The following is a 14758-nucleotide window of genomic DNA, read 5'->3' as shown; positions in this document are numbered from 1 at the left end:
CTTCATTTTTCAAACATATTTTCTTAACTTGATGGCTATGGGATCCACAGGCAAATATTTTTACGTCATTTGGTTTAGATGCTGATTTATTGTCAGAGAATGAAGATTTGAGTGCAGCGATGCTTGGTTATACGAATGAGGATGGAGAAAATGTAACAGGTTTTGAGGCAATTGAACATACGATACATGAGCTGTACAGACAAAATGACGAGCGTTATATTCATTGTTTAACGTCGAATGAGCGCTGTGATTTGCTAGAGATGACGATTTTAACGAATTTAGATATTTATCGTAATCCGACTACGCTATTACGTGATGTATGTCGAGAGCTTGCACAATATTATACGCATATTGTCATTGATACTCCGCCAAGCTATTCGTTAATGGTATCGAATGTGCTAATGGTTGATAATGTCGAAGTATTTGTGCCATTTGAGCCAGAAACATATGCGCTAAGATCTGTCGGGAAAACGATTCGAGCATTTGATTCGTTTAAGGAAAAAAATCCGAGTGCGACGTTTGGTGGTGTATTTGCGACAAAAGTGAAGACTCAAACGAATATTCATGCGTCAATTATTGGAACTGCACGTACATTTGTCCAAACGAGCCGTAAACGTTATTTAAAGACATTTATCCCAAACACAATTAAAATCGCAAACAGCGTGTATTACGAGGCATTACCACCGCTATTAACGAAGAAGAAAAGTGATCATGTGTTAGAGTATTTTGATTTATGGAAGGAGATTAAGTAATGGCACGCGAACCGAAAAATAATGCATTACCACGAAGCAGTAGCATAGATGCATTGCTTAGTAATGTAGAGGAGCCAGCAGCAGAAATTACAGCTGAAGTAAGTGAAGATAAGCCGCATTTAAATACAGCTTTCATTAAGCAGCGTTTAGCGGCGAAGAAGAAGGAATCGAATAAACAAGTGACAGTCTACTTAACGCCAAAAAACTATAAGCGCTTTAACACGCTGAAAGAAAAAGGGCAAAAATCAGATTTAATTAATGAGTTACTAGACTTATATTTCGAATCTGAGTAATGAAGAAACAGCGTGTAACCCTTTGAATTCAAGGATTGCACGCTGTTTTGATTTTAAAGTTGACTTCAACGTTGAATGTGAAATTGAAGTCGATTTATTTTACTAAAATGGTTATTAGATCACGTGTTTCATACGCATAAAACGTTGGCTGTTCACGTCGTAGTTCAGCTTCTTCGTGACTGCCCCAATGGACTGCAATTGTATTACAGCCTGCAGCTTTTCCCATTTGAATATCAAACGTTGCGTCGCCAACCAGGGTGCATTGTGAAGGCTGTAGCCCGTGTCGTTCAGCAATTTTGTAAATGCCATCTGGGTGCGGTTTATAATGGGTTACGTTATCTGAGCCAATCCAATCGGTGAAAAACGTATCGAGCTGAAGCTTTTGTAAATTGCGGTAAAGGACGTCTGTTTTTTTACTCGATACAACGAATAATGAAAACATTGATTGCAGCTGTTGCAAAACATTTGCCATATGAGGGAATGCTGTAATTGTTTGTTCCTCGAGCTCCTTATACGCTTCACGAAATTGCTTTAACAAATTATTGAACTGTTCGTCTGTTAATGAATGATTTGTTAGCTCTTGAAATGATTGCTCAATTGGAATGCCCATATAATAATCGATTTGTTCTTTTGTCGGAACAGTTAAGCCACATGTTTCAAACGCTTGTTGTGTAGCGAGTTGCCCGCATTGCCCAGAATCAGCTAATGTGCCGTCAAAATCAAAAATAATTGCTTTCATTTATAACTCCTCCTATTGCATGTCATACATATGTTTTGCGTACAGTCGTAGCTTTTGTTCGTCAATAATTTCGACAAAGCCTCGTATACGCCGAATGATTCCTTCTGCTTCAAATTGTTCGAGACAGCGATTCTGATGACGAACGGTAATGCCAATAAACTCGGCAATCATTTTTAGCTCGCTTTTTGGAATGAGCGGCTGATTAAAATTGCCATGTTCATCGTGAGAAATCGCCGCGAAATAGCTAGCGAGTTTGACGTCTGCCGTATGCATTAAGTGAAACGATAACGTCATCGATTTCGTCACAAATTTGCGGCTAATTGACTGCAGTAACATGTCGTTAAAGCTTGCTTGTTTTCGCAGTTGATGTGCAGTCGCAAACGGCAATGCAGCGATATGAACGTCTGTCACTGCCTCAATTGTATGTAGCGTATCGATTTGCTGAACGAGCTCGACGTCACCGAATAGCTCAAGCGGCGTATTAAACGCAACAATGAGCTGTTTGCCCTCCTCTGATGTCATATGAATTTTTACTTTTCCTTTAACGAGAAACGCTAAATAGTGTAGTGGAAAACCTTGCTTGCATATACATTGTCCACGCTGAACGACATACCATTCAAGCAGGCGAACATCGACGTCATATTTTTGTTGAATTCGTGTTTTATAGTTTGCGATCGCTTGTTCATTTTGTAATGCATTCATCATCCTGTCTCCTTTTTTACGATACATGATGTTTAGTTTAACAGAAAGGACATATGTCTGAAATGAATATAATTGTTTGCAGCAGTGTGCCAATAGAAAAAACGATACAGCTCTTTTAAAGAAACAGCTGTATCGTGCTAAATTTGATATTAATATTGATGTCAACGATGAATGTAATTTTAATGTGTAGGAACGATTCGTACATAATCGCTTTCAATGTACACATCTTCACTGTCGTTCATTAACTCGGATACGACACGTACATAGCCGTCTTTTGTCGATGGTGTTTTCGAAAGTGTAATAGGCATGATGCCGAATCGTTTCGTATCTTCTCGGTAAGCGTACGTATACACGCTCGCCATATTTTCGTTGTACAGTGTAACGTCATGTTTTGTCGTAAAACCGACGTCATACGCTTTATAGTCTTTGCCACCTAATGCTTGATCGATTTTGTACATATGCGCGGCTGTTTTTGCTCCCCAGTACGGGTCAGTTGCGTAGCGCACGTTCATGCCGACTAGCTTGTCACCGAAAGCGGCACCGTTATATTGAATGTTTGTCGAATTAGGCTGCAAATGTGCAGGGTTTAAATAGCGCTCATGTAAACTGTCGACAACGGCATGTACGTTATCGGCAATCGATGCGTAATATTTTTTGTTCGACGTATCGACGTTTGCTCGGTCGCATGCATCGTTTGTGTCCGTTACGTTAAAGCCGAATGTGTTGTTGTAATGCAGTGCGTGACAGCTCATGCCATAGTCGCCTTCATGAATAGCTAATGAGAGTAATAGCAATGCATTGACACGTTTTTCCTGCTCGACTTGCTTTAACGTTTTACCGAAGCCGATTAACGCACTTTTTGTCGTCGCATGCTCGTAACGCTTCACACCGCTTTTTTCTTTTGCTTCTAGCTCACGCATAATGAATGCATCGATGTCTTTTGCGCTATAAGACGAAGTTACGCGCGGTGACACGTATTGGAAATAGTTATAGCTTTCGCCGACAAATGTGCCTTCGCTATCGTAGAAATGATGACCGTCTGTGCTATAGTATGCTTTTCCTTTTGTTAAGAAACTTGGAGCTTTACCTATAATGTAAGATGACGATGTGTTCGTTACGTGGTTGTATAACACATGCCCAAGCCCTGAATTACCTGAAACGTAGTAGGATTTCAAACTTTCATTTGGCAACAGCTTCACATCGCTATGCTTAACGTAAAAATGCTCACCTGCGTGTAGCACTTTGACATATTTGTCTGTCGAATCGACGTACAGCAGCTCCGTATGTCGCGTAACGCCGGCATATTCTTTTCGCATCGTCTCATGACCGTAAATGAGTGTCGTCAATGAAGTCGTTACGACAACGCCTTTTGTCATATGAATGACGCGGTCGTTTTCAGTAATGAAGCCGTTTTCCGGTAATGCCGCTTTTGCTTCGGCGAATGTTGTAAATGATGCGATCGCCTCGCCGTCAGCTGAAGCTGCTACAAATGGCAAAGCAATTGTAAACGGCTTATCGACTGGCTGCTGTAGCGGTAAATCCATTTCATTTGTAACGCTTTCGGTAATGCTGAGCGTGTATGTAGCGCCGCGCTCATACGGTGTAACAGGTGTAACGATGACCGTGTTGCCGTTTATGTCATACGTTACGTCAACTGTTCCTCCTGCTGCGTTCGTTACGTAAATCGACTGGTCGTTTACGGTCGATTGTTTTACGACGTCACTAAACGTAATCGTCCATTCCTTCGTCGGCGAAACGTTTAGTGCCTCGTCATTGAGTGCGGCAAGTATAGTCGGCGCACCGAGAAAAAATGTTATCGTTAATATGCAATATAATAATAGTTGCTTCAATGCAATTCCTCCTTTTGACAAGTATACATTGTATTTAGGTGTACTTTGCTGAAACATTTGTGACGAAACAACGTATAAAGAAGAAAGCACGTTTGAAAGGATGCGATTCCAATGAAAAAGTGGCTAGTTGTTGTACTCGTCATTGCAATAGTTGCAGCGTACATGTCCGCGACGAAAGAGGAGCAGTTTTTCTTTGACGGCACCATTGTATCGATTACCGGTGAGCAAGCAATTGTAGATGCGGTAATCGGTGGAGGGAATATGGATATTGTTGTTGATTTGTCAGTGAATGAAGACGAAACATTTTCAGTCGGTGATGTTGTAACCGTACAGTATGACGGAACGATTATGGAATCACACCCGGCACAAATTAAGACGATCGATGTTAAACATAAATGACTTAAAAGCCCTCGCTGCTTATTGTACAGCAACGAGGGCTTTTATATTAACTTTGGATTTGAATACAAATTTGACATTAATATTGACTTCAATTTTGTGTGTGCAATTTAATCAAGCAATCCAACTAAATCAGCAGTATTTTTTAACAGCTTTGCCATTTGCGCACGTGTTAAATTTGCTTTCGGATTAACGTAGCCGTTGCTGCCCGTCATAATGCCTTGTGCTTGTAACTCCGCAATCGCTTCTTTTGCGTAATCTGAAATTTGTGCAGCGTCGTTAAATGTAAGTGATGCGGCAGTCGTTGTGCTTTTGTAGCCTTTATGTTTTAGCATGCGATAAAGAATTGTAGCTGCTTGTTGGCGTGTGACGTTATTGCCTGGCTGGAACGTTGTCGCCGTTGCTCCCGTAACAATGCCAAGCTCAGCTAATGCTTGCACTTCTTTAATGAACCATTTATTTTGTACGTCTGTAAACGGTGTTGGATTATTTGACGTTACACCGAGTGCGCGTGCAATCATAACGGCAAACTGTGAGCGTGTAACATTGGCGTTCGGGCTAAATGTTGTCGCTGTCGTCCCAGTCGTAATGCCCGCCGCGTATAGCGCTAAAATATCGTCCTTACTGTATAGCGTATCAATATCTGTAAACGGATTTGCCTGACTCGGTGCATTTACTTTTTGTACGTTAAATGTGAAAAATAACGTGTAAGCACCGTAGCCTAATTCCCCAGAGTTGACGAAAATTTTCGTAACGCCATTTTCGTGTTGAACGAGTGGTAAGCGAACGACGCGCACTTGCTCTAGTTTTTCGCCAGTCGAACTTACGACATCAATGTCAACGAATTTCCCCGTTGCATCAGCGTATTGAAGCTGTGAAAAACCGTATGCCTTTTCTGTTAACGTTAGTTCAATGAAGCTTTTGCCATCGATTACGACGTGCTGTGCGTTTGAAAAATACGGATTTAAATAATTTGTAATGAAATCAGCCATCGGACCATTCGGATCAGCAACCATGCTGTAAGAGATGCTTTGTCGCGTCGTCGGCTCAGCTGCTTCTACTACGTACGGTACAGCGATGGAAGATAAAAGTGCTGCCGCGGTAAATGTCGCAAGAGCGCGCTTTTTTTTCTTTGTAAACATTATGTATGTGCCTCCAATAGATCATTTTTTAAATAACATGTGATTTCATCATAGAGAAATGTCAATTTATTGTACATGGACTTTTAAGCGAGCAATTGAAGCAGTAAAGGCAAAATGATATGAGGAAAAATAAAATAAGTTACGATGTCAAAAAAATGAATGAGCTAAAAAACTCGACGGAAAGTGAAGTAATAAAGGTAAAATCATGTTTGGAATTGACGTCAACATTAACATTAAAAATAAATGAATATGTATACATAGCCGGCGTAAGTGTAAATGAATAAACTATTTTTCATGTTATGAGGTAAACGAAGTACGTATCATTTTTTAGTGAGAACTATTATTATAAGTAATGTTACACGATGAAATACTCATCATCGTTAGCTTGCTATCGCGAAACATTGTCTCATTGCCGAGCAGAAGGAGAGCTTATTATACATATCGTCATTGCTATGGAAACTAGCATTAAAATGGATTTTAACATTGACTTCAACGTTAGTTTTTAAAAAATGGTATGTTATGATTGATTCGAAAATTCAGTCAATAAGAGAGGTGTTGTATATGTTTACAGAGGAGCAGCTACAGGCGATGATTCGGAAACAAAAAGTGAGTGAGCAATATCCGTATTCGGAAAACGACGATGAGACACTCGTACATTATTTAAAACGACTTCTTGCAGACATGTCGAGGGCGCATATTCGTTATACAATCGACAGTAATCATTTTGGCAGTGGCTATGCGTCATACATTCAACTGTTTTGCTATCGCGATGAGTTTGTAACGATTACGGAAACAAATGGTGAGAAAAAAGAGGAGCGGATTGGCTTAAATGTGCTTGTGAGCAGGCTAGCACCAGTGATTGCGATTGGTGGGAACGCATGGGAATTTACGTATGTTGATGCTTCGGGGAAACGAGTAGGTGGTAGTCATTCGATGCTTGATGATCCAAATGAATTACATATTGATAAGAAGTTTCAGGAGCTATATAACGACTTAGTGCGACTGTTTATGAAATATCAGTTTACGCTGTTGCAAAAAGAGGACGTCGATGCGCCATTATCGTTTGCGGCAAATATTCCGACGTTGTCACGTAGGAAAGGTCAATACATCGTGTGGGATGCGATTTTTTACTGGGAAGATTAGAACATGTCTAAAAACGCAATAACTAAGTCTAAATGTAAAAAACAAAATCATCAGTTTTATTATATGTCGGAAATAGATGAAATGGATTGATTTTAAGGCTGTGTATTAGATCAAATGCTATTTGGACTTGAAAATTCGCATCGCTTTCAATCGTTGCAGGCGGCTAGAAAATAGTTTCTAGATAGACGGTGAATGTATTTTCGAGTTTTGTTCATCGGCTCTTCACATTGAGGCACGCTTTTCTCGCTGGAGTCCACCTCTTGTTTCGAGCCTCATTCGCATTGTAAATTTCAATCACTTTGTACATAATATCGAAGTGGATTTTCATATTGCAATTAATATTGAAGTCAATGATGAACTTTTATGAAAACATAAAAGTCGTGCATACAATGTGTATGATTGAATCTCTTACATAACTGCTTCGTATATACTTATAAGGGGTGGAACTAGATGAAAGAAGCAGAAATAGTAGCAGTGTTAACTTTGTTAGCAGAGCGAGATGACGTTATTTATGAAGTGTTTAAATTACCGAAGCGATCGAAAACATTTTATTTATGGGATATATTTTGCGATTTATTGCCAGGCGTAATTAATACGTTATTAAAGCAACAGACCGTATATTTAATCGCATGTGAGCGCAGTGGAACATTCATTGAGCTAGATCGTTTGAAAGTAGTGCGTCAAACCGTTATTCCAAATTGGTCTCCTCATATGAAGCATTCGTTTTCGACAATGGAGTTGGATGGTTACGTTTATAAAAAATATCGAGTATTAAAATAAAAATAGAAGGTGTGTACTAGGCGTTCATATTGCTGTTCGTACACACCTTATTTTTAATATCGAAATTGATGTCAACGTTGAATTTTATAAAAGATTTAATGTTGCTGTGGAAATTCTTTTTAAGTTGTGACTACGTTCATCTATTGCTTCGACCGATTCACTGACGTTTGACACGAGTGTTACTTGCTTCGTCATTAACGTGTTCATGTTGTCCATATGTATTAAAATCGTTTCGATTAAATCTTTCATCGTTTCTAAACTTGTTACGATATTACGTGTTGCATTGCAAGCTTACGTATTTCATCGGCGACGACGCTAAAGCCTTTCCCGTGTTCGCTAGCCCGTGTTGCTTCATTCGCTGCAGTTAAGCCGAGCAAATTTGTTCGGTCTGCGATTGTGCGAATAAGTGTTAAAACAATTTGTGTTTCGTTCGCGCTTTCTTTTGCAGAGGAGGCAGCTGCAATTTTACTTCACGCGGTTTAATGCTATCATTTAGCCGCTTTGTTACGTCGCGTTCATTTTCTTTAAATGATTCGAAATAACGTTTTTTACTTGCTGCAATATCCTCCGCTTGTGTAAACTGTGAATCTTCGTTTTTCTAAAAAAACATAAATGAAGCAGCGGTAAACATATGTAAATATTTTTGATTGAAATATATCAGGTCTGTTGATTAGCCATTTATATACAGTGAAATCGGTTGTTTTTAGCAACCATCTGGAAATAAATGCTGCATATTAATGGCAGTAAGCGAGCCGCAATACGCTTCTGCCAATTGATTGGCTAATCAACACGCTTGGAAATATATAATAAAAGATTGAATTCAAATTTTAATTTAACTTTAACATTAAATTTGAATGCTAAAAAAATGTGAAATTGACTTCGATGTTAATGTTGATTTAAAAATGAGCATGCTACAATGTGTATAGAAAGGATGATAACTATGAATGGCATAATTTGTTTAGGAGAAGCGCTTGTCGATATGATCCCAACGAGTGCACAAAATGATACGTATATTAAAGCAGCTGGGGGCGCACCGGCGAATGTGAGTGTCGGTATTGCAAAGCTCGGTGGAAAGGCGACATTTATCGGCAAAGTAGGCGATGATGTGCTAGGACATTTTTTATATGAGACGTTGAAAAATTATGGAGTTCAGACGAAGATGCAATTTGATGAACGTGCACGAACGGGCTTAACGTTTGTGACGTTATCGGAGTCGGGCGAGCGTGATTTTCATTTTTATATTGAACAAAGTGCAGACGCGCAATTAATGGCTGAAGAAATAGATGCGGCATTATTTAACGAGCATCGTTTATTTCATTTCGGTTCGATTTCGCTCATTCACGAGCCTTCCAAAACAGCGACATTACGTGCGATTGAGCTTGCAAAGGCAAACGGACTCATCATTTCATATGATCCGAATGTGCGCCTTCGTTTATGGCAATCGCCGCAGCATGCAAAAGACGTCATTCATGCGACGTTGCCATATGCGGACATTTTGAAGCTATCGGACGAAGAGTTATTATTTTTAACAGATTGTGAAGATGTAGAGACAGGGATAAAGAAATTACCAAACGTGCCGTTATTGCTTATTACGTTAGGTGCGCGAGGCTGCATGTATCGCTTCAATGGACAAGTTGCAACAGTGGACGGGATTTCCGTAACAGCCATTGATACGACCGGCGCAGGAGATGCGTTTATGTCGAGCATTTTGTACTATATTGATACGTTAGGAAAATCGTTAACGGAAATTTCAGATGAAGAAATGGCAGACATTTTGAAGTTAGCGAATATTTCCGGGGCGCTGGCGACGACGAAAAAAGGGGCGATGACAGGGCTTCCGACGAGCGAAGAAGTATATGAATGGCATAAATAAATGCTACATTACATTTGATTTGAATATTAACATTGATGTTAAAATAGAAGTCAAATGAAATGTTGAATTGGATTGCTATTACGTTTTCTCACAATGAAACGACAAAAAGGAACTGCACATCGATTTGCGTGCAGTTCCTTCTTTATATTAAGGCAACAAATATTTCGGCTCGGCGTACCAGCGTGTGATCAGTTGCTTGTAATCGTCGTATTCTTTCCAAGAGCTGTCATGTTCGTTGCGATTGCCGCCTGCGACGAATGTTGTCGCAAGTGGTGTGAAGCTTTTTGTCGTTGTGTTAAAGTCGAACGTCCAAGTGGAAATGCCTTTTGCGTTCGCTTCGTCGTATACGTAGTCGTCGATGACAAATTGCATGCGTTCGCCGACAACTTTGACATTCGCTTGATGAATGTTAGCGATTGGCTCGCCGCTATGCTTGAATGTGTACGTACCTTTGTTTTCGTGACAAACGGGCGCATTGTCGGCACAGTCAGCTGAAAACGTCGTGCGGTATTTTTTCGATAGCATAATGGCGGCTTTGACACTTTCGAACGTGACCGCGTTGGCAGTGCGGTACATCGTTGGCTCGCCTGCATATTGAATTGCAGTTGCGTTCACATAGCTTTTCGTCGTTGGATCAAATTGCTTCAACGAATGTTTGAAATAAATTTTTCGGTTGTCGTCTGTATGGCGCGTCGTTTTTGTGACGTATGATTTGACAGCGCCGAGATGAATCGGTGTACCTTCGCGTTTCACTGTCGATTTTGCGACTTTTTTCGTAACGAGCAAGTCGGTTTGTACGTAGCCGCCGAGTGTACCAGCTTCAATGTATGACCAACCGCTTGCAGATGGGTACGCTTTTACTTCTGTACCTTTCGTTAAAAAGAAGGAGATGCGTCCGTCCTTGCTATGTGGGCGATCACGAAGCGCGAGCCCTTCCACAGTGACGTATGATGTTACGGGCTTGATCGCATTCATAACAGAGGCTGTTACAAATCCAATCGTATCGCCGTAACGGATAATGCGCCAACCGCCTGGTAATGTTCCGTATGATTCAACGACTGTGTTTGCAGGTAATGTGAGCAATGTGTTCGCTGTACGATAAGCGCCGTCTTTTACAACGAGCTTTGATTTCGATGCGCGCGGTGTTGGCGGAATGCGCGTTAAATATGAATCCGCTACATCGTCCGCATGTGAAATTTTCGTGTTGAAATAAGAACTAGCACGGTAAACGTATGCATCATTTTCGAATGTGCGCACGTTGCCGTTACGGTTCATCGTAAATCGATCTTTTACTTTTAAAATGGTGAATGTCGGCTCGTATACAGCGATGTTCGATGCGATGACGTCACCGAGCTTTGTTAGGTCGACGTAGCCTTCCATGCCGTTTGCGTACACGGAGCCATCGAGTACTGTAACGTGCTGACCTTTCGTTAATATTTGAATCGTTTTGGCATCTGCCGCGTCCGATTGTTTCATTGGCAATGTGTCAGTTGTAACAAGTCGTACTTCGTTGGCGTTTGCCATTGCAGGTGCAACGACGATACAAAGTACGGTGAAGAGAATGCTAATAATGAGTTGTTTCATGATGTTTTTTCCTCCTTTTGATGCCGTACTGACGGAGCAAACGCAAAAAAGTTTCATTTTTTAGAAAAACTTTTTTAAGTATGTAAAAATGTAATAGGAAATTCAAGGTAGGTATTGACTTCAATGTTAACGTCAAATTGAGTGTTTGAGTATATTTGCTCAAACACCTTTTTCGTTTGATCTATACGACCTATATCGCTACAATGAAACGTATGTGAAATAGAGTGGAGTGAGAAGTAATGAAGTGGCAGTTTTCAAAAATTCCGAACATTGAGGAATCGAATTTCAATAAAGTGCTAGAGCGTTTTTACAGTTTAGGTGTAGCAGGGCTGACGCGTGAAAACATTCAAAACTCGCTGGACGGGCGTTTGCCAAATAGTGAAGAGCCGGTCGTTGTAACGATTCAGCTCGGCATGATGAAGCGAGCGCACATTCCAGGAGTTGAGGAAATTGTGACGCGCATTAACAGTTTAGAAGGGCGCAATAGTTATACGAAAGAAACGATTGCGCATATGAAAGCGTCGATGCTTGATGAGGAAGTGCGTTACATTTCGTTTGAAGATGCGCATACGAAAGGATTGACCGGCGCGAAGTACGGACAAAGCAACAATCCAGAGCATACGTGGGGCATTTATGCGTATAACAAAGGCGTGCATTTTGAAGAAAAAGATGAAGCGTTTGAAGCATCGCGTGGTGGCTCGCACGGTGTCGGAAAAATTGCGTCGAATGCGGCATCGGATTTACATTTAATGTTTTTTGCGAACTGTGATGCAAATGGAGAGCAGCACTTAGGTGGCACGATTCAATTAATTGAGCATTATTATCACGATGCGTATTACCGTTCGACAGGTTATTTTGCGAAGCTGGAACAGACGACGTTTATGCCGTATGAAAATACGTACGGGCATGTGTTTGAAAAAAATACGCGCGGACTCAAAATTGTCATTCCGTTTTTACGAGAAAGCTTTTACGACGAAATGGAGGTCATTCGTGCAGTGTGCGATAGTTTTTTCATTGCCATTTTGCAGCGAAAGCTCATTGTGCATGTGAACGATTTAACGATTGATGCGACTTCGATTGAGCATATTGTGAAGCAGGAGCAATATTATGAACAGCGCGTGCCGATGATGAAAAAAGTGTTTACGCCGCTTTACGTCAATACGTTTATGACGAAGGAGCCGCGCACAATTACGATTCCGCATCGTGACACCGCTTTGACGTTTCAGCTATATTTCCAATACGACGAGCAAATTGCGAAAGGTCGCGTCGGCATCGTGCGCACAATCGGCATGAAAATTGAAGATTTTGCGGCGAAAAATAATGCGACGAAGCCTTATAATGCAGTATTGATCGGTGGGACCGAGGAAGATACGTATTTAAAGTCGCTTGAAAATGAATCGCATACGAAAATTTCAAGTGAGGGTTTAAAGGATCCGCAGTTAAAGCGCGAGGCGAACAAGTTTATTCGATTACTGACGAAGGAAATTGTGCAAGTGATTGAGGAAGAAATACGCCGTCGAAATCCTGTTGACGGGCAAATGAATACAGCGGACGTACTATATACGACGGAAATTGATTTTAAAGAGAACTTGGCGAAATCTTTTGGCAAAGTGAAAATTCAAAACGGCTTAAACGTCGTGACGAGTCATAACGGTGAGGCGGACGATACAGCACCAGGAAAGGAAAAGCGCAAGCCGCGTGAAAAGAAAGCGCGACCGACGAACGCATCGCCTACAGGTGTACGCCGCACGAGTAAGGCGAAACATGATGGGGACGGAAAGGCGGAGGAGCAAGAGCCGCTCGATCAATATCAAATTAATGCATACCGCGTCGAGCGTTTGTTGCTGTCAAATGAGGAATACATTCGCATTAATTTACAAGGCAATGAGGAAGTTGGCAATAAAAAGTGGTGTAACATTAAGCTGAACGTCATTGATGGTATGGGGAAGGAATGTGTCGGCGAGTTTGATTTATTGCAAAACTATGCACATGCCGAAGATGCTTCTACCGAAAAACCGTGTGAAATTACGCGCGATGTCATTAAAGGTGTACCGATTGAGCGTGGTATCGTGTCGCTGCGGCTTTCGTTATTACCAACATATAACCGCACATTAAAATTTGTTTATTACGTAGAGGTGTAAGCACATGATTTATAAACAGGATGCCAATTTTCCATATCCGATTCTTTCGTCGACATCGTTTTCGTATGAGGAAAGTGATTTTACGTTAAAGGTGACATTTGAGGAGGACGGTGGACAATACCGTTTTTACTTTGAGCCAACGATGACGTCTCATTTTTTAGAGCGCTTGTTGCATGAAGGGCGCGCGCAGTACATCGTCGTCATTCAATCAAAAGATACAAAATTTTTCCCACTCTCGTTAAACGATTTATTTGTCGCGTTACCGAAGCAGCGCATGTCATTGTCTAACCGCACGTCGATTCAGCTACAAATTGTCGCAACAGATGCGATTGCATTTCATACAAATGACGAGCTTAGCGCATTTTATGATCGCTTGAAGTCGTCCATTACGGTGCCAAAATATGCGATGCTCGGTTATTCAAACATCGTGACGTTTGAAGGTGGAATGAAAAATCCGCTACAGCTTTTTGAAAAGCGGCTTGATCCAACGTTGCCGTGTGCGATTAAATTCGAGCTCGGAGCAGAATGTATCATTATTCATTTCCGCAATGAACAAATGCAGTTCCAATTTGTCTCAAAAGGTAGTGCATTTTTAAATCCGTATTTGTATACAGGGCTGCGCATCGCACTGCACCGCTTCGTCGAGACATATGCAGAGGACGATATAGTCGATATTACGAACATGACGCCGCCAGAAGATTTACTCGATTTTAAACTGTATACGTTAATGCGCAATAAATCGGTGCGCGAGTTAACGATCGATGAATTAGATGAAGTCATTGCGCGCATTTCACATGACCTCATTGAAAAATACGTTGCCGCTGTGCAGGAGGCGATTGCGAATGAAGATTAAGCTATTACACGAAAGCTACAAAAAGGACGAAAAGCTATATGAGGCATTCGTTGCAGGAGAGCTCGATGAATCGTTTTTTTCAGACGAGGTTGTGACGTTGCCAGCAGCGCCTGATTTTCCGATTTATATGGCAAAAGGGCTTGAGTCGAAAAAGCGCGAAGATTTTTTACAGGCGTTTCATATACTCGGGGCGCATTATGTAAACATCGACCGCGACATTCATTTAAATGAGCGCTTTTGGCATTCGCTCCTTGTCGGCTACAAGCGAGCGTATATTATCGAGCACTATCCACAAGTGCTACAAAGCGAGCGCGATTTCGAAAACATTGTGCTAAAAAAATTCGACTGGGAAAACTACATTTATAAATGCGTGCTCGCGGTTGAATACGTTGAAGATGCGACGACGCTATATTTGCCGAAGTCGCGTTATTATGAGCTTATTTTTGAGAACTTAGATATTTTCAACCACTAGTGTCGCATTAAAATAATTTAATGCGTTAAATCGAACTG

General features: G+C 41.0%; 14 protein-coding genes and 2 pseudogenes. 9 read left to right on the top strand and 7 right to left on the bottom strand.

The window, feature by feature from the left end; translation table 11 throughout:
• Positions 1-53: 53 nt before the first annotated feature.
• Together A6K76_RS05270 and A6K76_RS05265 are read left to right on the top strand one after the other, a co-directional pair.
• Positions 54-752 (top strand): annotated as a pseudogene (locus tag A6K76_RS05270) (ParA family protein); the annotation flags it as partial.
• Entirely contained in the window at positions 752-1045 is a 294-nt protein-coding gene (locus tag A6K76_RS05265; RefSeq protein ID WP_066462829.1) for a hypothetical protein, read from the top strand. The pseudogene A6K76_RS05270 and the gene A6K76_RS05265, both read left to right, overlap by 1 nt.
• Positions 1046-1139: 94 nt before the next feature.
• On the opposite strand, the gene A6K76_RS05260 is transcribed toward A6K76_RS05265, so the two are convergent.
• The 3 genes from A6K76_RS05260 to A6K76_RS05250 all read right to left on the bottom strand — a co-directional run bounded on the left by A6K76_RS05260 (position 1140) and on the right by A6K76_RS05250 (position 4336).
• Positions 1140-1784 carry an HAD family hydrolase gene (locus A6K76_RS05260; protein WP_066462827.1) on the bottom strand — a complete coding sequence of 215 codons (645 nt, stop codon included), beginning with the start codon at positions 1782-1784 and terminating at the stop codon, positions 1140-1142.
• A gap of 12 nt (positions 1785-1796) precedes the next feature.
• Complete coding sequence (locus tag A6K76_RS05255) at positions 1797-2486, bottom strand: Crp/Fnr family transcriptional regulator (protein WP_066462825.1); 690 nt, start codon at positions 2484-2486, stop codon at positions 1797-1799.
• Positions 2487-2665: 179 nt separating this feature from the next.
• Entirely contained in the window at positions 2666-4336 is a 1671-nt protein-coding gene (locus A6K76_RS05250) for an N-acetylglucosaminidase (protein ID WP_066462824.1), read from the bottom strand.
• Positions 4337-4447: 111 nt separating this feature from the next.
• Between A6K76_RS05250 and A6K76_RS05245 the strand changes: the two genes are divergently transcribed.
• The gene (locus tag A6K76_RS05245) at positions 4448-4735 is read left to right on the top strand and encodes a DUF3221 domain-containing protein (RefSeq protein WP_066462821.1); all 288 of its coding nucleotides are present in this window, start codon (positions 4448-4450) and stop codon (positions 4733-4735) included.
• A gap of 107 nt (positions 4736-4842) precedes the next feature.
• On the opposite strand, the gene A6K76_RS05240 is transcribed toward A6K76_RS05245, so the two are convergent.
• A complete protein-coding gene (locus A6K76_RS05240; RefSeq protein WP_066462819.1) occupies positions 4843-5874 on the bottom strand; it encodes an S-layer homology domain-containing protein in 1032 nt (343 codons plus the stop codon).
• Between the two features lie 561 nt (positions 5875-6435).
• Between A6K76_RS05240 and A6K76_RS05235 the strand changes: the two genes are divergently transcribed.
• Positions 6436-7017 (top strand): hypothetical protein, encoded by a 582-nt coding sequence (locus A6K76_RS05235; protein WP_066462818.1) that lies wholly within the window; start codon positions 6436-6438, stop codon positions 7015-7017.
• A 450-nt stretch (positions 7018-7467) separates the two neighbouring features.
• The gene (locus tag A6K76_RS05230; protein ID WP_066462817.1) at positions 7468-7797 is read left to right on the top strand and encodes a hypothetical protein; all 330 of its coding nucleotides are present in this window, start codon (positions 7468-7470) and stop codon (positions 7795-7797) included.
• A gap of 84 nt (positions 7798-7881) precedes the next feature.
• Here A6K76_RS05230 and A6K76_RS16750 read toward each other — a convergent pair whose 3' ends face one another.
• Complete coding sequence (locus A6K76_RS16750; protein WP_169817985.1) at positions 7882-8046, bottom strand: hypothetical protein; 165 nt, start codon at positions 8044-8046, stop codon at positions 7882-7884.
• Positions 8047-8081: 35 nt separating this feature from the next.
• A pseudogene (locus A6K76_RS16480) lies at positions 8082-8201 on the bottom strand (methyl-accepting chemotaxis protein); the annotation flags it as partial.
• A gap of 536 nt (positions 8202-8737) precedes the next feature.
• Between A6K76_RS16480 and A6K76_RS05225 the strand changes: the two are divergent.
• Complete coding sequence (locus A6K76_RS05225) at positions 8738-9670, top strand: aminoimidazole riboside kinase (RefSeq protein WP_066462816.1); 933 nt, start codon at positions 8738-8740, stop codon at positions 9668-9670.
• Positions 9671-9817: 147 nt separating this feature from the next.
• Here the strand turns inward: A6K76_RS05225 and A6K76_RS05220 are convergent, their stop codons facing one another.
• Positions 9818-11254 (bottom strand): SH3 domain-containing protein, encoded by a 1437-nt coding sequence (locus A6K76_RS05220; protein WP_066462815.1) that lies wholly within the window; start codon positions 11252-11254, stop codon positions 9818-9820.
• 239 nt (positions 11255-11493) lie between these two features.
• Here A6K76_RS05220 and A6K76_RS05215 point away from each other — a divergent pair, with 239 nt between their 5' ends.
• Genes A6K76_RS05215 through A6K76_RS05205 form a run of 3 tightly spaced genes read left to right on the top strand, consistent with a single transcriptional unit; the run spans position 11494 to position 14720 of the window.
• Positions 11494-13395, top strand: coding sequence for a hypothetical protein (locus A6K76_RS05215; protein WP_066462814.1), 1902 nt, complete (start codon positions 11494-11496; stop codon positions 13393-13395).
• A 4-nt stretch (positions 13396-13399) separates the two neighbouring features.
• The gene (locus A6K76_RS05210; protein WP_066462812.1) at positions 13400-14248 is read left to right on the top strand and encodes a hypothetical protein; all 849 of its coding nucleotides are present in this window, start codon (positions 13400-13402) and stop codon (positions 14246-14248) included.
• A complete protein-coding gene (locus A6K76_RS05205; protein ID WP_066462810.1) occupies positions 14238-14720 on the top strand; it encodes a hypothetical protein in 483 nt (160 codons plus the stop codon). The genes A6K76_RS05210 and A6K76_RS05205 overlap by 11 nt, the downstream gene beginning before the upstream one ends.
• Positions 14721-14758 lie beyond the last annotated feature (38 nt).

The organism is Caryophanon latum (genome assembly GCF_001700325.1).
GTDB lineage: Bacteria > Bacillota > Bacilli > Bacillales_A > Planococcaceae > Caryophanon > Caryophanon latum.
Note: the sequence above shows the minus strand (reverse complement) of the source record. Positions and strands in the feature narration are given on the sequence as shown.